This window comes from Amycolatopsis lurida (assembly GCF_900105055.1).
In the GTDB taxonomy this organism is placed as follows: Bacteria; Actinomycetota; Actinomycetes; order Mycobacteriales; family Pseudonocardiaceae; genus Amycolatopsis; species Amycolatopsis lurida.
In genome coordinates, this window is sequence record NZ_FNTA01000004.1 from 5,257,462 (window position 1) to 5,276,675 (window position 19,214).

A 19,214-nucleotide genomic window follows, 5' to 3' on the forward strand; every position below is an offset into this window, starting at 1 on the left:
CAAAGTTGGCAAAGTTCATTGCCGATTTGGCAAACTGATAGTCATGCAGGACATCGAACGGCGGCTCGCCGAGGTCGGCCCGAAGCTCAAGCAGCTCCGCAAGGAACGCGGCACCACCCTCTCCGCGCTCTCGGAAGCGACGGGGATCTCCGCCAGTACGCTCTCGCGGCTCGAATCGGGCACCCGGAAGGCCACGCTGGAACTGTTGCTCACGTTGTCGGCGGCGCATCAGGTGCCGCTCGACGAACTGGTCGGCGAACCCGAGCCCGCCGACCCGCGAGTCCGGATGAAACCGCAGAAATTCGGCAGGTTCACCGCCTGGGCGCTGACCGCGCAGCCCGGCCAGCCGCAGGCGTTCAAACTGTTGATCCCGGTCGAAGACATCGAGCCCGTACAGCGCACGCACGAGGGCTACGAGTGGATGTACGTCCTCAGCGGACGGCTGCGGGCGCTGCTCGGCGACCGCGACTTCACGATGGGGCCCGGCGAGGCCGCGGAGTTCGACACGCGGGTGCCGCACTGGTTCGGCAGCGCGGGGCCGGGGCCGGTGGAGCTGCTGGTGCTGTTCGGCAAGCAGGGCGAGCGGGCCCACCTGCGGGCCAGGTCGAAGTGAGAGCAAAGGTCCCTTGCTCCCGCCGCCGGGTCAGTCGCGCAACGCGATCCGCGCGCTGACCTCGCTGATCGCTTCCAGATACTCCGGGATCGGGTGCATCGCCGACGCTATCCGCATCTGCGCGAGCGCCTCGGTCAGCCTGCCGAGGCGCTGGAGTGTCCGCCCGAGCACGAACCGCGCGTAATGATCGGTGGGGTCCAGCTCCAGCACCCGGGTGAAGGCGCGTTCGGCCCGCCGTAACTGCGCGGAGTGGAAGTACGCGCGGCCTGCCAGCAACTGAACACTCGGTTTGTCGGTTTCGTCCTCCAGCAAGGGCTCGAGGGCCTTGAGGGCGTCGAGCGGCCTGCGGCTTTCGACCAGGGCTTCCGCCCGTCGGAAGGCACGGAACCGAGACTCGCCGGACGAGTCCTCACCGGGTTCTGGGGCGGGTTCGGCATCCATCATGGTCCGCTCCACGATACGCCTGGGCAGGGTCGATCTCGACTGCTGAAACGGTCATGGTGGACTGTCCTGCCATGAGCAGTGCCGAAGCGGATAGGCCCGAAAACGAGCCCGGCTACCTCGGGCTCGCGCCGTACCTCTACTACGCCGACGCCACCGAGGCGGTCGCGTGGCTGGTCAGAGTGTTCGGGTTCACCGAGGAAGTGCGCTTCGCCGACGCCTCCGGAGAGGTGTTCCAGGCCACTTTGTGCGCGGGTCCGGCCAAGATCCAGCTGGCCGGGGTCGGCCCCGAGTACTGGCAGGCGAAAGGCGTCGACGGCCCGGTCGGGCAGCTGAACATCGTGTACGTCCCCGACGTGGACGCGCAGTACGAGCGCGTCCGGGCCGCGCTCGGCGACGACGCCGACCTCGACGCGCCCCAGGATCAGCCCTACGGTGCCCGCGTGTTCACCGTCTCCGACATCGGCGGCAACAGCTGGACCTTCTGGCAGCAGTTCTCCGACACCGTCGAGCTTCCGTCGGGCTGGAAGGAAGTCCGGGCGGACGAACCGGCCACCGAATAGGTACTGCGGAGCGCAGCTCCTCGGTTGAGGGTGGCGGTGGGGAGGAAGGCCGGAAAGGTCCGGTCGGCGGGCTGATGTGGCGCGTGCCTCCAACGGGTGAACTGCGGTGACGGCTAGGCTGGGCGCGGTCACCGCAGGCACAACCCACATGAGGAGCATGGCGTGGCGCTCATCGAGCAGGTAGGCGCTCGCGAGATTCTGGACTCGCGAGGCAACCCGACGGTCGAAGTGGAGGTGGCTCTCGACGACGGCACGCTGGCGCGGGCCGCGGTCCCCTCGGGTGCGTCCACCGGCGAACACGAAGCCGTCGAGCTGCGTGACGGCGACACCGGCCGGTACAACGGCAAGGGTGTCGAGCGCGCGGTCGCGGCCGTCCTGGACGAGATCGGCCCGGACCTGGTCGGTACCGACGCCGTGGACCAGCGCATCGTCGACCAGAAGCTGGTCGACCTCGACGGCACGCCGGCGAAGTCCCGCCTCGGCGCGAACGCCATCCTCGGTGTTTCGCTCGCCGTCGCGAAGGCCGCCGCGGAGTCGGCCGAGCTGGAGCTGTTCCGCTACCTCGGCGGGCCGAACGCGCACGTGCTGCCGGTGCCGATGCTGAACATCCTCAACGGTGGCGCGCACGCCGACACCGATGTCGACATCCAGGAATTCATGATCGCGCCGATCGGCGCCGAGTCGTTCCGCGAGGCCCTGCGCTGGGGCACCGAGGTCTACCACTCGCTGAAGTCGGTCCTGAAGGGTCGCGGCCTGGCCACCGGTCTCGGTGACGAAGGCGGCTTCGCGCCCAGCCTGAAGAACAACCGCGAGGCGCTCGACCTGATCCTTCAGGCGATCGAGAAGGCCGGGTACGCCCCTGGCCGCGACGTCGCGCTCGCGCTCGACGTCGCCGCGACGGAGTTCTTCTCCGACGGCGCGTACACCTTCGAAGGCGCGAAGAAGAGCGCCGAGCAGATGTCGGTCTACTACGGCGAGCTCGTCCGCGACTACCCGCTCGTGTCCATCGAGGACCCGCTGAGCGAGGACGACTGGGACGGCTGGGTCCAGCTGACCACCGAGATCGGCGAGAAGGTCCAGCTGGTCGGCGACGACCTGTTCGTCACCAACCCGGACCGCCTCGAAGAGGGCATCACCCGCCGCGCCGCCAACGCGCTGCTGGTGAAGGTCAACCAGATCGGCACCCTGTCGGAGACCCTCGACGCGATCTCGCTGGCCACCTCGTACGGCTACAAGTCGATGATGAGCCACCGGTCCGGCGAGACCGAGGACACCTTCATCGCCGACCTCGCCGTCGCGACCGGTGTCGGCCAGATCAAGACCGGCGCCCCGGCGCGCGGCGAGCGGATCGCCAAGTACAACCAGCTGCTCCGCATCGAGGAGACCCTCGCCGACGCGGCGCGCTACGCCGGCGACCTCGCGTTCCCGCGGTTCAGCGCCGAGGGATAACGAACGATGGCGGACCGGGGGAGGGCGCGGACCCGTCGTAGCGGGCGCGCGGACGGCGGCGGCTCCAGCAGGGGCCGCCGACCGGAGAGCGCCCGTCGTACGACGACGACGGAGGTCCGCGCCCGAACCCGGCTGCGCCGCAGCCTGGCGGCGAAACGGGCATCGGGTGCCGCGAAGGTGCTCGGCATGTCCACCACCCGCCGGGCCGCGGTGGTGGCGATCGTGGTGTGCGCGCTCGCGTTCACCATCGCCGTCCCGCTGCGCACGTACCTCAGCCAGAAGTCCGAGGTGACCGAGCAGCAGCAGTTGCAGTCCGAACTGCAGCGGAGTGTCACCCAGCTGGAAGGCCGCAAGGCCGAGCTGAGCGACCCCGCGCAGATCGAGGCGGAGGCGCGTAAGCGGTTCGGTTTCGTGAAGCCCGGCGAGACGCCGTACATCGTGCAGCTCCCCGAAGACAAGGCGCCCGAGCAGGGGCAGCCGCAAGGTCAACAGCCGGTGCCCGCGGGCTCCTGGTACGAGAAGCTGTGGGATCAGGTCGCGGGCGGCTGAAGTGCGCCCTTTAGCCTTATGGGTGTGAACAGCACGGAAAAGTCTTCTTTTGAGCCGGTGACCGACGCCGACCGCGAGATCATCGCGGAACAGCTCGGCCGGGCCCCCCGTGCGCTGCGCGCCGTCGCCGCGCGCTGCCCGAGCGGCCACCCGTCGGTCGTGCAGACCAGCCCCCGCCTCGACGACGGCACGCCGTTCCCCACCCTCTACTACTTGACCTGCCCGAAGCTGACGTCGATGGTCGGCACGCTCGAGGCATCCGGGCTGATGAAGGAGATGACCGACCGGCTCGCGGAGGACCCCGAGCTGGCGGCCGCCTACCAGCGGACCCACGAGAGCTACCTCGCCGAACGCGACGCCATCGATTCGCTCGGCCACGAGGTCAGCGCGGGCGGGATGCCCGGCCGTGTGAAATGCCTGCACGTCCACCTGGCGCACACGCTGGCCGTCGGCCCCGGCGTGAACCCGTTCGGGGATGAAACGCTCGAGCTGCTCAAGGCGAACGGCTGGCCGTCCGGCGACTGCCAGGGGTAACACCCGCCCGGGGTGTACAGATAGTTCCTCCAGGTGGGTTAATTCACCCGATGTCGGTCAACTGGTCCTTCGCTATGGGGTGAATCCGGTCACCGTATGCGGCAGGCTGGGCACGGCCGAGGGTTGACGGGGTGGGCAAATACCGGATCGCCGAGTCGTGATCCGCCGGGAGGGTTCTGAGGTATGCGCGTGAGGCACGTGCCAGGCGCGGTGACCGGTCATGTGCGGAGACTCTGTCTCCGGCACCGCACGATAGCCGCGGTGGCCGGTGGGGTCCTCGCCGTCGTGCCGGCCGGTGCCGCGGTCGTCGGTGCCGGCAGCTGGGCGGCGACGGCGAGCACGGTCCATACCGACAACGTCGCCCTGGTCGGCGGCTACGACCCGAAGAACCCTCTCGTCCAGCAGATCGGCGTCGACGGCAGCCTGCCGAACGCTCCCACTCCGCTCCCGCTCCCCGCGGACGAACTCCCCGAAGGACCGCTCGGCATCCCGGTCACCGCACTCGCCGCGTACCGCAACGCCGCCGACATCCTCATCGCCGAACAGCCCGGTTGCCACATCGACTGGGCTTTGATCGCGAGTATCGGCCGCATCGAGTCCAACCACGCGCGCGGCGGCTACGTCGACGCGAAGGGCAACACGCTCGAACCGATCCTCGGCCCGCAGCTCAACGGCGCGGGGCCGTTCGCCGCCATCCCGGACACCGACGGCGGCAAATTCGACGGCGACACGGTGTGGGACCGCGCCGTCGGCCCGACGCAGTTCATCCCGTCGACGTGGAAGGGCTACGCCTCCGACGGCAACGGCGACGGCGAGTCGAACCCGAACAACATCTTCGACGCGGCGCTGGGCACCGGCCGGTACCTGTGCTCCGGCGGGCTCGATCTGTCCAAGCCCGACCAGTTGCGCGCGGCCGTGTTCCGCTACAACAACTCGGACACCTATGTGAACACCGTGCTGATCTGGGCCGAGGCGTACCGCACGGGTGTGCTGCCGACGCCGGACAGCAAGGTGCCCATCGGCGCCCCGAACGCCGGCGCCGCTCCGCCGCCCGCGTCGGTGCCGCCGCCTCCGGTGCCGTCGACGCCGCCCGGTTCGGTGACGCCGCCGCCGTCGAATTCGCTGCCGCCGACCAATTCGGGTTCGTCGTCTTCTTCGAAGTCGTCGTCGAGCTCGAAGCCGCCGGCCTGCCCGACGGTCACCGAGACGGAGACGGTGCCGAACACGAACACCAGCACCAGCCCGACGACCACGACGCAGACTCCGGGGTCGACCTGTACCTCGCCGACGACGACCACAACGACGACGACGGTGTCGTCGCCGAGCAAAGCCCCCGACCCGACTTGATCGGCGTTGTCTAAGCTCGGGGCATGCCTCGTGTTGCCGCGATCGACTGTGGGACCAACTCCATCCGCCTGCTCGTCGCCGAGCTGACGCCCCGCCACGACGGGACGGTGGACCTGCGCGATCTGCACCGCGAGATGCGGATCGTCCGCCTCGGCCAGGGCGTGGACGCCACCGGCAAGCTGGCTCCCGAGGCGCTCGAGCGCACCCGTAAGGCGCTGGCCGACTACACGATCGCCGCGCGCCGCAAGGGGGTGGAGAAGGTCCGCATGGTCGCGACGTCCGCGACCCGTGACGCGAGCAACCGCGACGAGTTCTTCGCGATGACGCGCGAGGTGCTCGGCACCGAGGCCGAAGTCATCAGCGGGGACGAAGAGGCACGCCTGTCCTTCACCGGCGCCGTCGGCGAGCAGGATCCCGACGACGGCCCCTTCGTGGTGGTCGATGTCGGCGGCGGTTCGACCGAGCTCGTGGTCGGTACCTGGGACGGCCGTCAGGCCGAGGTCCTCGCGGCCAAGTCGGTCGACATCGGCTGTGTGCGCATCACCGAGCGCGCGCTGAAATCCGACCCGCCGACCGCCACCGAGATCGCCGAAGCTCGTGAGCTGGCCGCCAAGGTCCTCACCGAGGCCTTCGACGTCGTGGACGTGTCCACCGCCAAGACGTGGATCGGGGTCGCCGGGACGGTCACGACCCTGACCGCCGTGGCGCAGGGCCTGTCGGAGTACGACTCCGAGCGCACTCATCTCTCGAAGCTCTCCCACGCCGACATCGACCGCGTCGCGCAGTCGCTCCTCACGGCCGACCACACGACCCGTGCCGCGAACCCGGTGATCCATCCCGGCCGGGTCGACGTGATCGGTGGCGGCTCGGTGATCGTGCAGGTGCTGGCGGAGCAGTTCGCCACGCGCGGTGGTCCCGGCGAACTGGTGATCTCCGAGCACGACATCCTCGACGGGATCGCGCTGTCGTTGGCCTGACAGTCGGGTTTTCTCTTACAGGAAGCCATTTCTTTAGGTGATCAAGCGGTGACCTCCAGTCCGGATTGGGCCGTTCGGCGCAGCTTCGTTCCTACCAACGTTGTGCTCTGACCGGGTGGTCCGGGAGACCGTCACACATTTGCAACACCAACGCACTGTGATCGGCTTCACCTGTCCCATAGCGTCGTCTCACCTTCTGGACGGTGGGGCGCGACCAGCGCTCGCCGGACTATCCGACGACGAGAGTTGGAGTGGACATGCGGGCTTCACGCGGGTTCTGGGGAGCGACGGCGGTGGTGGCCACGGCGGCCCTGCTGCTGACGGCCTGTGGAGGTGGTGGCTCCAGCGAGAACAAGGGGTCCGGCGCCGTCGACGCCAACGCGTCGGTTTCGGTCTACGGCACCGAGCCGGAGAACTCGCTGATTCCCGCCAACACCAACGAGCTCGGTGGGTCCAAGGCCCTCAAGCCGGTCTTCTCGGCGCTGATCGGCTACAAATCCGACACCGCCGAGCCGTACAACCTGATGGCCGAATCGATCACCACGACCGATTCGAAGGTCTTCGACATCAAGATCAAAAAGGGCTGGAAGTTCCACGACGGGACCGAGGTCAAGGCCAAGAACTTCGTCGACGCCTGGAACTACAGCGCGAACGGCAAGAACGGCATGCAGAACGCGTCGTTCTTCGAGCAGATCCAGGGCTACGACGAGATCAGCGCCAAGGAACCGGCCGTCAAGGAGATGTCCGGGCTCAAGGTCGTGAACGACTACGAGTTCCAGGTCACGCTCAAGGGACCGTTCTCCGTGTTCTCCACCAAGATCGGGTACCTCGCCTTCGCGCCGCTGCCGGACAAGTTCTTCGCCGACCCGGAGGCGTTCGCCAAGGCCCCGATCGGAAACGGGCCGCTGAAGTTCGTTTCGCGCACGCCGAACCAGAACATGAAGCTCACCCGGTTCGACGAGTACCAGGGCGAGGACAAGGTCAAGTTCAAGGACCTGGAAGTCCGCATCTACACCAGCCAGGAGACCGCGTACCAGGATCTGCTGAGCAACCGCCTCGACTTCATGGAGGCGCTCCCGCCCGCGGCGAAGGCCGGTGGCAAGTACAAGACCGACCTCGGTGAGCGTCTGGTCGAAGGGAAGCTGCTCGGTATCAGCGCGCTCGCCCTCCCGTACTACGTCCCGGGTTACAACAACCTCGACCTGCGCAAGGCGATCTCGCTGGCCATCGACCGCGAGCAGATCGTCAAGACCGTCATGAACGACACCTACGCGCCCGCCGACGGCTACGTGTCGCGCGGTATCGAGGGCTACCGGCCCGGTGTCTGCGGCGAGTTCTGCAAGTTCGATCCGGTGAAGGCCAAGGAGTTCTTCGCGAAGTCCGGTTTCACCGGCAAGCTGACCATCGCTTCGAACGCCGACGGTGGCCGCAAGGAGCCGCTGGTCGCGGCGTGCAACAGCATCAAGAACGCGCTCGGCGTCGAATGCGACTTCGTGCCGGCGACCGACTTCGGGCAGTGGCGCAGCATCGTCAACAACCGCCAGCTGACCGGCATGGGCCGCTCCGACTGGTCCGCCGACTACCCGTCGATCGAGAACTACCTGAACCCGCGCTACAAGAGCACCGGTTCGTCGAACGACTCCACGTACAACAACCCGGCCGTCGACGCGCTGCTGACCCAGGCGGACCAGACCGCCGACAAGACGGCCGCGATCAAGCTGTACCAGCAGGCCGAGGACCTGATCGCAAAGGATCTGCCGCAGATCCCCGTGTGGGAAGAGAAGGGCGTCGGCGGCAAGTCGAACCGGCTCAAGGTCGCGAAGCTCGACTTCGGCCGTCTCGCGGACTACTCGTCCATCGAGGTCGCGGCGAAGTAATCGCGTGGTCGTGCCGGCCGGGAGCGCACCGCACCCGGCCGGCCGGACCCACGGCTCCCACCACGCGATCCCCAGGACGGCACGCCCATGTCCCAGTACATCCTCCGACGACTACTTCAACTCATCCCGGTCTTCTTCGGCACGACGTTCCTCATCTACGCCCTCGTGTGGGCGGTGCCCGGTGACCCGTTCGCCGGCAAATGCGGCCAGGTCGCCTGCCCGCCCGCCTACATCGAGATGATGACGGCGAAGTTCAACCTCGACGATTCGATCTTCGTCCAGTACTTCAAATACCTCGGCAACCTGTTCACCGGCGACTGGGGCGAGACCTTCAACGGCGTCTCGGTCGGCGAACTGATCGGGAACGCCTATCCGGTGACGGTCCGGCTCGCCCTCATCGCGGTGGCCATCGAAGCGATCATCGGCCTGTCCGCGGGCATCCTGACCGGCCTGCGCGGCAAGGGTTTCCTCGACAACCTCGTGCTGATGTCCACCACGTTCCTGATCTCGATCCCGGTGTTCGTCACCGCGATCGTGCTCCAGATCGTCCTCGGTTCGGAACTGGGCATCATCGACGCGAGCGTGTCCGAGGACGCCACGATCGGCGAGCTGATCGTGCCAGGGATCGCGCTCGGCAGTCTTTCCATGGCCTACATAGCCCGGCTGACCAGAACGAGCATCGCGGAGAACCGGCACGCCGACTACGTCCGCACGGCCGTCGCGAAGGGGCAACCGCGCAGCCGGGTCGTCGGCGTGCACCTGCTCCGGAACTCGGTGATCCCGGTGCTGACCTTCATCGGCACCGACATCGGCGCGCTCATGGGCGGGGCCATCGTCACCGAAGGCGTGTTCAACATCAACGGCATCGGCGGGCTCATCTTCCGCGGTATCCAGAACCGGGAGGGCGCCACCGTCACCGGTGTCGTCGTCCTGCTGGTAGTGGTCTACCTGCTGGTGAGTCTCATCGTCGACCTGCTCTACGCCGTTCTCGACCCGAGGATCCGTTATGACTGACCCCAATGTGGCCGGCGGTGTGTCCTCTGTGGACGTCGCGGGCGCCGGTGTCGCCGACGATTCCGCGGAGGCGCACAAACCGCGCAGCCTCGGCGGCGACGCCTGGCGGATGTTGCGCAAGCGGCCGTCGTTCATCATCTCCGCCGTCATCATCACGCTCGTCGTGCTCATCGCGATCGCGCCCGACCTGTTCAGTTCCCGGCCTGCCGGGTTCAGTGATCTGCTCCACGCCAACGAAGGTCCGTCCGCGGACGCCTGGTTCGGTTACGACAACCAGGGTTACGACGTCTACGCGCGGACCATCCACGGCGCGCGGGCGTCGCTGCTGGTCGGTGTCTTCGCGACGGTGCTGACGATCCTGATCGGCTCGGTGGTGGGGATCGTCGCCGGGTACTACGGCCGTCTCGTCGACAGCCTGTTCTCGCGGGTGGGCGACATCTTCGCGGCGCTGCCGTTCGTGCTCGGCGCGATCGTCATCCTGACCACGTTCAACGCGCCCGGCTCGAACCCGGGGGTGGTCACGATCATCGTGCAGGTGGTCGTGTCGATCGCCGCGCTGAGCTGGCCGGTGGCGATGCGCATCATGCGGTCGGCGACGCTGGTGGCCAAACAGCTGGACTACGTCAAGGCCGCGCGCGGGCTCGGCGCGAGCACGCCGCGCATCGTGTTCCGGCATCTGCTGCCGAACACCGTCGCGCCGGTGCTGGTCTACGGGACCATCGCGCTCGGCGCGTTCATCGGCGCGGAAGCGACGCTGGCGTATCTCGGCGTCGGCGTGCGGCCGCCGGTCGTTTCGTGGGGTGTGATGATCAGCGACGCGCGGGACTACTTCCGGGTGAATCCGCACATGTTGTTGTTCCCCGCGGGGTTCGTGACCATCACCGTGCTCGCGTTCGTCATGCTCGGTGACGGTATCCGCGACGCGCTCGACCCGAAGGCCCGGTGATCGTCCGTGACCGACGAACTGCTGCTGGAGGTGGAAGACCTCCATGTCGAATTCCGCACGTCCGACGGCGTCGCGACCGTGCTCAACGGCGTCGACTACTCCGTGCACGCCGGGGAAACCCTTGCCGTGCTGGGAGAATCGGGCTCCGGCAAGAGTGTGACCGCGCAGACGGTGATGGGCATCCTCGACAGCCCGCCCGCCGTCGTCACCGGCGGCGCGGTCCGGTACCGGGGCGAGGATCTGCTCACGGCCACCGAAGAGCGGCGGCGTGAGATACGAGGCGGGGAGATCGCGATGATCTTCCAGGACGCGCTGTCGGCGTTGAATCCCGTGTTCACCGTGGGATTCCAGATCGAGGAACAGCTGCGGGTCCGGCTCGGGATGTCCAAAAAGGATGCGCGGAAACGGGCCATCGAACTGCTCGACATCGTGCGCATCCCCGCCGCCTCCCGCCGGGTGCGTGAGTACCCGCACCAGTTCTCGGGCGGGATGCGGCAGCGCGCGATGATCGCCATGTCACTCGCGCTCGATCCGGATCTGCTGATCGCGGACGAGCCGACGACCGCGCTCGACGTCACGGTGCAGGCGCAGATCATGGACCTGCTGGCGGAGATCCAGGCCGAACGGCGGATGGGGCTGATCCTGATCACCCACGACTTGGCGGTGGTCGCCGAGGTCGCCGACCGGATCGCCGTGATGTACGCGGGCCGGATCGTCGAACAGGCCGACGTCGCCGAGCTGTTCCGTTCGCCGGGACATCCCTACACCGAGGCGCTGATGGCCTCGCTGCCGCGGCTCGACCTCAAAGGACAGACGCTGGAGACCATCAAGGGCCTGCCGCCGAGCCTGCTGAACATCCCGTCCGGCTGCCCGTTCCATCCGCGCTGCCCGCGAGCGCAAAGCCGGTGCGAAACCGAACGACCCGCCCTGCACAACCTCGGTTTCGGCCGGGTCAGCGCCTGCCACTTCGCCGACGAGGTGGTGAGCGACCGTGTCTGAGCCCATTCTGAGCGTCGAAAACCTGGTGAAGTACTTCCCGGTGCGCGCCGGGATCCTCTTCAAACGCACCATCGGGCACGTGAAGGCCGTCGACGGTGTCTCCTTCGATCTCATGCCGGGCGAAACGCTCGGTGTGGTGGGGGAATCCGGGTGCGGCAAGTCCACTTTGGCCCAGGTGCTGATGCGGCTGGAAGAACCCACCGGCGGGCTCGCGACCTTCGAGGGTCGCGACATCTTCGCGTTGCGGGGAGCCGAACTGAGGAGGCTGCGGCGCGAGATCCAGATCGTGCTGCAGGATCCGTACACCTCGCTGAACCCGAGGATGACGGTCGGCGACATCATCGGCGAACCCTTCGAAATTCATACCGAAGTGGCGCCGAAGGGATCGCGGGCGGCGAAGGTGCGGGAGCTGCTCGACGTCGTCGGGCTGAATCCGGAGCACATCAACCGCTATCCGCACCAGTTCTCCGGCGGGCAGCGTCAGCGCATCGGGATCGCGCGGGCGCTGGCGTTGCGGCCGAAGGTGATCATCTGCGACGAGCCGGTTTCCGCGCTCGACGTTTCGATCCAGGCGCAGGTGATGAATCTGCTCGGTGATCTGCAGAAGGAATTCGGCCTTTCCTATGTGTTCATCGCACACGATCTGTCGGTGGTCCGTCACCTTTCCACGCGCGTGGCGGTGATGTACCTCGGCAAGATCGTGGAAATGGGGACCGAAGAAGAGATCTACGAGCGTCCTTCGCATCCTTACACGCAGGCGCTGCTGTCCGCGGTGCCGGTCGCGGATCCGGCGTTGCGCGGGCAGCGGCAGGTGATCCGCCTGGAAGGCGACGTGCCGAGCCCGCTGGATCCGCCGTCCGGCTGCCGGTTCCGCACCCGGTGCTGGAAGGCGCAGGACATTTGCGCCGATCAGGAACCCGAATTGATCATCCGGTCCGGCGGGCATTTGTCCGCCTGTCATTTCGCGGAGGAGAAAACCGTCGTCCCCTGACTTTCGTAGGGACTTCGTTGATACACAGGGATCGCTGACGTAGTTTTGCCCGAATGGTTTTCTTCAGGAGGCAGGAAGTGAAAAAGCCCAGATCTCTCGTGGTCGCGCTCGCGGTACCGCTGTTCGGCGCGATCGTCGCTGCTCCGGTGGCATCAGCGCAACCGGCGCTTTCCGGCGCCACGACCGAATTCTCGGTACTGGCCCGCGACGGCCAAAGTGTCGCATCGGTGGAAAGGGCGGTCCGCGCCGCCGGGGGCACCGTCGTGACGAGCAACGCCGCGGTCGGCCTGATCACCGCCACCGCGCCCGCCAACGGTTTCGCCGAGCGGGTCTCCGCGGACCGGTCGGTCTTCGGTGCCGCCAAAGCGAAGGCGATCGGCACCGCGCCGAAGCAGGGCAAGGCGAAGGTCAAGCCGGGCGTCGTCGAAAAGGAAGGCCGCGGCGCCGCCTCGGCCAAGAAGCCGGTGCAGGCGAACGCCGTCGGCATGGACCCGCTCGACGACCAGCTGTGGGGCCTCAAGTCGGTCCGGTCGGACCTCTCGCGCACCAAGCAGCCGGGCGACAAGCGGGTGAAGGTCGGCGTCATCGACACCGGCGTCGACGGGAGCCACCCGGACATCGCGCCGAACTTCGACCGCGCGGCGTCGCGGAACTTCACGAAGGACATCGTCTCCGACGTCAACGGCGCCGTCGTCGACGGACCTTGTGAATACCGTAGCTGTGTCGACCCGGTGGACCACGACGACAACGGGCACGGCACGCACGTCGCCGGCACCATCGGCGCCGCCGCGAACGGTTTCGGCGTCTCGGGCGTCGCGCCGAACGTGACGCTGGTGAACCTGCGCGCCGGGCAGGACTCGGGCTTCTTCTTCCTGCAGCCGACCGTGGACGCGATCACCTACGCCGGCGACGCCGGTGTGGACGTCGTGAACATGAGCTTCTTCACCGACCCCTGGCTGTACAACTGCACCGCGAACCCCGCGGACACGCCCGCGCAGCAGGCCGAGCAGCGCACCATCATCGAGGCGACGACCCGCGCGCTGAACTACGCGCACCGCAAGGGCGTTACCCAGGTCGTCTCGCTGGGCAACCAGCACAGCGACCTCGCCGCTCCGCAGCCGGACGCCTCCAGCCCCGGCTACCCGTCGAACAGCACGCACCCGCGGCAGATCGACAACGCGAGCTGCCTCTCGCTGCCCATCGAAGGCCCGCACACGATCGGTGTCTCGTCCTTCGGCCCTTCGCAGGCGAAGGCGGACTACTCGAACTACGGCGTCGAGCAGATCTCGGTGTCCGCGCCCGGCGGATACTTCCGTGACTACTTCGGCACCCCGTGGTTCCGCACGGTCGAGAACCAGATCCTCTCGACCTACCCGCGCAACGTGGGTGTCGCGGAAGGCATGATCGACGCGGACGGGAACATCACTCCCGACGGTGTCACCGCCGGCATCAAGAAGGCGACCGCCGCGGACGGCCGAGTCGGCTACTACCAGTGGCTGCAGGGGACGTCGATGGCGTCGCCGCACGCCAGCGGTGTCGCGGCGCTCATCGTTTCGCAGTACGGCAAGGGTTCGCGCGACTTCGGGATGAACCCGGACGCGGTGCAGCGGGTGCTCGAAGGCACGGCTTCGGACATCGCCTGCCCGGTGCCGCGGACCGTCGACTACCTGAAGGAAGGCCGGGACGCGTCGTTCACCGCGACCTGCACCGGTGACGCCTCGTTCAACGGCTTCTACGGTCACGGTGCCGTGGACGCCTGGTCGGCCGTCACGCGGGGTTCTCAGTACCTGCGAGGCTGATCGGAACGAATTCAACCGGCCGAAGGGGCGTCACCTTCCCGATTTCGGGGTGGTGGCGCCCCTTTCGTATTCCCGGCGCCGACGTTCTCCGACGACCGGCAGGGGAATCGTCCTTCCGTGCGGCTCAAGGAGTGGCGCGCAGTTCCAGCAGAGTGGCCGGGTGGTTGCCACCCGCGCCGTAGCCGATACCCGTCCAGCCGTTGCGGTCGACGGCGACCGTGCTGGTCTGCCCTTGGACCTGAATGGTGGCCTGGACTGCGTGGCCGTCTCCCTTGACCTGGTAGGCGTTGTCCAGCTTCAGCTTGAGCACTCCGGTCGGTCCGGTCGCCTGGAAGCAGTAGTGGCCGGGGTCCGGGTCGTGGTCGTTGGTGCCCGACGCGCGCACTTCGATGAGGCCGGCCTGCCCACAGGCGATCAGCTGGATGTGCCCGTCACCGCTGACCAGCAGAATTCCCCGGTTCGCGAGGATCTGTTCGGCGCCCGGGTACGAGAAGTCCTCGACGACAGGCGGCGGCACGTCAGCGCTCTCGCCGGCCGAGGAGAGTCCGGCCGAAGCGGCCACCGCGCCGAGAGCCGCGGCGGCCACGGCCGAGGAGGCGAGGAATGTCCGGGTATACGCCCGCATGGCTTGTTCGCTCCATCCTGGTGATCGTCGGCAGGCCGCGCGGGAGAAGACAGCAGAAAAGGAAATGTGGTCGATTCCCCCATGCGGACGCGTGATCTTGCCGCGTTGCCTAGGCGACGTTAGAGGCGAAAGTCCAGCGGCGTCAAGGAAAACGGTTCGCGTTGCGCCGTATGGAGGCTGATCTTCGTGACCACCCGAATGGCCACTAGGCGACGCGGCGACGCTGTCTCTAGGGTCGGTGTCGTGCTTGGGGGAGAAGCCAATCGGTATCGCGCGCCCGTTTCACCGTGCCCGTCACGCCGTTGAAAGTCCGATTTGCGGAATTTCGCGAATTCTTTCCTGGACACCATTCCTCATGTCCCGTGCTCACACTGTGCGGCCAGGCGACGGTCGCGTGTTGCTGGAAGGGGTTGCCACCACGATGAGATCGATGACATCTCGAGCGAGTGGGTTGCGGGCTCTGGTCATCACCTTCGTGACCATGGCGTTGACCATGGGTGCGGTCACTTCACCACCCGCCTCGGCCGAAGATCCACCGGCGCCCACCGACCGCCAGCGCGTCGTCGCGCTGATGACGACCGGAGACGCCCTGGTGGCTCGTGCGGCGGAGGACGCGCTGGTGGGTTCCGAGCAGGATTTCCAGGCGTTCATCTCCACCGGGCTCGACCGGGCGATGGAGATGAACGACCGGGTCACCCTGCAACAGATGATCGCCACCGGCGGCCCGGCCACCAAACAGGCCGCGAACACCGCTCTGAGCGGGGACATCGCGCAGGTGCGGCAATTCCTGACCGCCAATTGGCGGCAGCCATGGCGTGACGACCTGCGCATCCAGGTGACCCGGCTCCTGGCGGCCGCGACCGGGCCGACGGTACGGGCCGCGGCGAATTCCGCGCTCGACGGGGACGAGAACGCGCAGCTGGCGTTCCTCGACGGCGGCTGGCAGCGAGCACAGAACGACGACGACCGGATCACCGTGCAACGGCTGATGGTCGCCAGTGGCCCGGAGGTCACGAAGGCCGGGAACTGGGTACTGTCCGGCACGGCCGAGGACGTACGCGAGTTCCTGCGCATGGGTTACCAGGTCGCGGTGCAGCGTGATCAGGAGACGATGTCCGTCAAGCAGCTGGCCGGACTCGCGCAAAGCTCGCAAGCCCGGTCCGCGGTCTTGACTCAAGAGGCGAAGGACGCCGCGGACCAAGCGGTCGCGGCCGCGGCGGCGGCCAAGGTGGCGGCGCAGACCGCGGCAGAGGAAACGCGACTGGCGCAGAATTCCGCGGCTCAGGCGGCGGGCGCCGCCGCGCGGGCCGCCGATGCGACGCACCGGGCGGCCGCAGCGGCACAGACCGCGATCAACGCGGCGGTGGCGGCGAGCAACGCGGCACGGGAGGCGTCGCACGCGGCTTCCCAGGCAGCGTGGGCGGCGTCGATGGCGGGGAAGGCCGCCGCGAATGCCCGCAACGCGGCCGCCGCGGCGGCCACCGACCGCGGGAAGGCGGACGCGGCCAGGGACGCCGCGAGACTGGCAAGGGACGCGGCTCAGGGAGCGCAAAGCGCCGCTGACGCCGTGACGCACGCGATCGAAGCCATTCGTCAGGTGACTCACGCCGCCACGGCCGCTGCGGCGGCCGCGAGCGACGCGGCTACCGCGGCTGCCGCGTCGAACGAAGCGGGGAACTGGGCTCAGCGAGCGGGCGCGAGCGCCGGTCAGGCCCGTGCGGCGGCGGCACGCGCGCAACGCAACGCCGATGAGGCTCGTCGTGCGGCCGGTGCCGCGACCGCGATCGCGAACGAGGCCGCTACCTATGCTGAACAGGCACGGCAAGCCGCGGCGAGCGCGGCGGATCACGCCACTCTCGCCGCCGCAGCGGCGGAAGAGGCGGCGGACCGGGCCGGTGAGGCGGAAGGGGCCGCCGCCCGGGCCCAGGCCGCGGCCGATGAGGCCAAGAACGCGGCCGCCGTCGCCCAGACCGCGTCTGACCAGGCGGTGCACACCGCGGATTTGGCTCGCCGGACCGACGCCGAGCGGCTCGCCGTGCAGCAGTCCGAGGCGACGCGCGGCGCGTTGGACGCCGCTCAGGCGGAACGGGACCGGGTCGCGGAGCCACGCTGGACCCCTGGGGTCGCCCAACAGTTCGATCCCGAGACGCAGCGACTGCTGACCGAGGCACGCGATCCCGCGACTTCGCCGCCCACCGCGGTCGGCAGCGCCCGCAAGGCCGCGGTGCGGTTGTGGCACAGCGGTGGCCCCAAGGTCAAGCAGGCGGCGATCGCGGCTCTCGGCGGCTCCGAGGCGGATGTCCTCGTGTTCGCCAATGCCGGGCTAGCCGCCGCGACGGAGCAGGACGACCGGCTCAGCCTGTCTATTGTGGTCGGTGCCAGCGTGGTGCAGGCACAGCGGGACGCGGGCAACGCCGTGAAGAACGGCACTCACGATCAGGTGAAGGAGTGGCTCGCGACGCGGGCCTATCCGGGAAAGGACGACGCCGACCGTCTCGCCGTTCAGCGCATTCTCGAGAAAGGGGGCCCGCTCACCAGGGCGGCGGCCAACCGGGCGTTGAGCGGCACGATCGCGGACGTGCGGACCTTCCTCGCCACCGGCCAGTACGCCACCGCGCAAGACGACGACCGCGCCGCCGTGCAGGTGCTCATCGATCACGGTGGCCCGGAGATGAAGGCCGCGGGCAACGCCGCGCTGGCCGGCCCGTGGTCGTATGTGAAGGAATTTCTGCGCATCGGCCAGCATCAGGCCGAGCACCGGGACGCCGACACGGCCCTGCACGTCGCCCAGATCACCGGCTATCTGGCCGACACCGCGCAAGCCGCGGCTCTGGCCAAGCAGAATGCCGCACTGGCCGCCCAGCACGCGGCGACCGCGCGCGGCGCCGCCGACGAAGCCACCGAATGGGCGCGGCAGGCGACGAACTCCGCTAACCAGGCGAAGATCTACGCCGACCAGGCCAAGGTCTCGGCGGAGCAGGCCGGCGCGTCCGCGGCGTCCGCCGCCGCGTCCGCCCGACAGGCTCGTGACGCCGCGGCCCGTGCCCAGGGCGCCGCCCAGGCCGCGAAGAATTCCGCCGCACAGGCTTCACGGTCGGCCGCGCTGGCCAACCAGTACGCGGCCATCGCCAAAACCGCCGCCGCGTCGGCACTCGCGGACGCCATCGCGGCGGGCAAGGCGGCGACCGAGGCCGGTCAGTACGCGGCCGAGGCACAGGCCGCCGTCGTGCACAAGCAGCAGGAGGAAAAGGCTCGTAAGAGCGTGCTCGACACCCGTGCTTCGGTCCAGCAGATACGGGACGCCGCCGCGGCCGGGATGAAGGATCACCCGGAACTCAAGGAGATCAAGGATCTCGCCGACCGGTTACTGGCGCTCATCGATCAGCTGGCCGGGGCGACGCTGGACTTCGTCCGGGACCACGCGGGCGATCTGCTCGAACTGATCCTGCACCTGCTGGAGGCCGCTGGTGGGATCGGACTGGCCGTGGGAGGCATCGCGATGGTCGGTAGTGGCATCGCGATCTGTGCCGAGGCGATCAGCGGCGGTGCCGCGATCGGCGCGGTCGGCGGGGCAGCGGGTGCCGGGGTCGGCGCAGTGCCGGGCGGCATCGCCGGGGGCGTCGGTGGCCTGATCGCGTGCGTGTTCACCGGTGGCCCGGCCATCGCCGGCGGGATTCTCGCCACCGCCGCCGGGCTGGCGATGGCGATGGACGGGCTCAATGGTGCCGCCGGCGACATTGCGGACATGGGCAAGAATCGTTCGCTGTCGGCGTCCGAAGCGGAGACCCTCAACCGGCTGAACGCCGACCCGCGGTTCGCCGACCGCGGCCTCAAGCCCAGTAAGGCCGAGCGCGACGGGGAGTACGTCGACAATGCCGGACGAACCTACGATCAGATGGGAGATCCGCGGGCATCGCTGTACTGGAACCCCGGCCAGTTCACCCGTGCGATCCGAGACCACTTGAACAAGAGCATGGACTACACCGTCGTCGACCTGACGGGGTTCAAACCGGAGCAGATAGCGCAGGTGAACGAATTCTTGCGGACGCTGCCGCCGGGGGAGCTCGCGAAGATCATCAAGATAGGGTTCTGACCATGGCGGTCATCTCGGTTCCCGGACAGGCTCCCCTGCGGCTCCGCAAGCATACGATGCGGGAGCTGTGCACGCGGGCGAACACGCTCTTGACCGCCGACGCCGACAAGTACGTACTCGATCAGGCGACAGCGCTGGAAAGCCTCTACTTCGACACTTTGCCTGGTGATCAGCGTAAGCGGATCGCGGCCGCCCTCATGTCGGCGGCCGACGCCTACCGTGCGGAGTTGCTGGCCCTACCCGAGGAGGACGCGGACGAACGTAGCCGCGCGGAGGTCCTGGGTGAGCTCTCGTTGAGCCTGCAAGAACTCGCTACGACCGCATAGCCGACGACGACAGGGATCCCTGGCACGTGACCTGGGATCCCTGCCGTCGTCCGAATTGGTTTCACCTCTCC

17 protein-coding genes are annotated in these 19,214 nt (G+C 68.1%); 15 read left to right on the top strand and 2 right to left on the bottom strand.

Features of this window, described 5'->3' with window-relative positions; genetic code table 11:
- Positions 1-43 precede the first annotated feature (43 nt).
- Positions 44-613 (top strand): helix-turn-helix domain-containing protein, encoded by a 570-nt coding sequence (locus BLW75_RS30355; RefSeq protein ID WP_034305561.1) that lies wholly within the window; start codon positions 44-46, stop codon positions 611-613.
- 30 nt (positions 614-643) lie between these two features.
- On the opposite strand, the gene BLW75_RS30360 is transcribed toward BLW75_RS30355, so the two are convergent.
- On the bottom strand, positions 644-1,057 hold the full coding sequence (locus BLW75_RS30360; RefSeq protein WP_034305947.1) for a tetratricopeptide repeat protein: 414 nt from the start codon (positions 1,055-1,057) through the stop codon (positions 644-646).
- A gap of 71 nt (positions 1,058-1,128) precedes the next feature.
- Between BLW75_RS30360 and BLW75_RS30365 the strand changes: the two genes are divergently transcribed.
- The 12 genes from BLW75_RS30365 (at position 1,129) to BLW75_RS30420 (ending at position 14,099) form a co-directional block, all read left to right on the top strand.
- Positions 1,129-1,617 carry a VOC family protein gene (locus tag BLW75_RS30365; protein ID WP_034305558.1) on the top strand — a complete coding sequence of 163 codons (489 nt, stop codon included), beginning with the start codon at positions 1,129-1,131 and terminating at the stop codon, positions 1,615-1,617.
- Between the two features lie 162 nt (positions 1,618-1,779).
- Entirely contained in the window at positions 1,780-3,066 is a 1,287-nt protein-coding gene (eno, locus tag BLW75_RS30370) for a phosphopyruvate hydratase (protein WP_034305556.1), read from the top strand.
- A gap of 186 nt (positions 3,067-3,252) precedes the next feature.
- On the top strand, positions 3,253-3,615 hold the full coding sequence (locus BLW75_RS30375; RefSeq protein ID WP_091598626.1) for an FtsB family cell division protein: 363 nt from the start codon (positions 3,253-3,255) through the stop codon (positions 3,613-3,615).
- 18 nt (positions 3,616-3,633) lie between these two features.
- On the top strand, positions 3,634-4,149 hold the full coding sequence (locus BLW75_RS30380) for a DUF501 domain-containing protein (RefSeq protein ID WP_370641842.1): 516 nt from the start codon (positions 3,634-3,636) through the stop codon (positions 4,147-4,149).
- 183 nt (positions 4,150-4,332) lie between these two features.
- Positions 4,333-5,496 (top strand): lytic transglycosylase domain-containing protein, encoded by a 1,164-nt coding sequence (locus BLW75_RS30385; RefSeq protein ID WP_034305550.1) that lies wholly within the window; start codon positions 4,333-4,335, stop codon positions 5,494-5,496.
- A gap of 23 nt (positions 5,497-5,519) precedes the next feature.
- Positions 5,520-6,473, top strand: coding sequence for a Ppx/GppA phosphatase family protein (locus BLW75_RS30390; protein ID WP_034305548.1), 954 nt, complete (start codon positions 5,520-5,522; stop codon positions 6,471-6,473).
- 257 nt (positions 6,474-6,730) lie between these two features.
- Positions 6,731-8,350: a peptide ABC transporter substrate-binding protein gene (locus tag BLW75_RS30395; RefSeq protein WP_034305943.1), complete on the top strand. Its 1,620-nt coding sequence runs from the start codon at positions 6,731-6,733 to the stop codon at positions 8,348-8,350.
- A gap of 87 nt (positions 8,351-8,437) precedes the next feature.
- Positions 8,438-9,364 (top strand): ABC transporter permease, encoded by a 927-nt coding sequence (locus BLW75_RS30400; protein ID WP_034305545.1) that lies wholly within the window; start codon positions 8,438-8,440, stop codon positions 9,362-9,364.
- Positions 9,357-10,310, top strand: a complete 954-nt coding sequence (locus BLW75_RS30405) for an ABC transporter permease (RefSeq protein ID WP_034305542.1) — start codon at positions 9,357-9,359, stop codon at positions 10,308-10,310. The genes BLW75_RS30400 and BLW75_RS30405 overlap by 8 nt, the downstream gene beginning before the upstream one ends.
- A gap of 6 nt (positions 10,311-10,316) precedes the next feature.
- Entirely contained in the window at positions 10,317-11,309 is a 993-nt protein-coding gene (locus tag BLW75_RS30410; protein ID WP_034305540.1) for an ABC transporter ATP-binding protein, read from the top strand.
- Positions 11,302-12,300 carry an ABC transporter ATP-binding protein gene (locus tag BLW75_RS30415; RefSeq protein WP_034305538.1) on the top strand — a complete coding sequence of 333 codons (999 nt, stop codon included), beginning with the start codon at positions 11,302-11,304 and terminating at the stop codon, positions 12,298-12,300. Before BLW75_RS30410 ends, BLW75_RS30415 begins: the two co-directional genes overlap by 8 nt.
- Before the next feature lie 53 nt (positions 12,301-12,353).
- Positions 12,354-14,099 (top strand): S8 family serine peptidase, encoded by a 1,746-nt coding sequence (locus tag BLW75_RS30420; RefSeq protein ID WP_167373539.1) that lies wholly within the window; start codon positions 12,354-12,356, stop codon positions 14,097-14,099.
- A 124-nt stretch (positions 14,100-14,223) separates the two neighbouring features.
- Here BLW75_RS30420 and BLW75_RS30425 read toward each other — a convergent pair whose 3' ends face one another.
- Positions 14,224-14,724 carry a hypothetical protein gene (locus tag BLW75_RS30425; protein ID WP_034305535.1) on the bottom strand — a complete coding sequence of 167 codons (501 nt, stop codon included), beginning with the start codon at positions 14,722-14,724 and terminating at the stop codon, positions 14,224-14,226.
- 430 nt (positions 14,725-15,154) lie between these two features.
- On the opposite strand from BLW75_RS30425, the gene BLW75_RS30430 reads away from it, so the two are divergent.
- Both BLW75_RS30430 and BLW75_RS30435 read left to right on the top strand, forming a co-directional pair.
- On the top strand, positions 15,155-18,817 hold the full coding sequence (locus BLW75_RS30430; RefSeq protein WP_158005345.1) for a chemotaxis protein: 3,663 nt from the start codon (positions 15,155-15,157) through the stop codon (positions 18,815-18,817).
- Between the two features lie 2 nt (positions 18,818-18,819).
- The gene (locus BLW75_RS30435; protein WP_034305532.1) at positions 18,820-19,143 is read left to right on the top strand and encodes a hypothetical protein; all 324 of its coding nucleotides are present in this window, start codon (positions 18,820-18,822) and stop codon (positions 19,141-19,143) included.
- Positions 19,144-19,214: the final 71 nt, after the last annotated feature.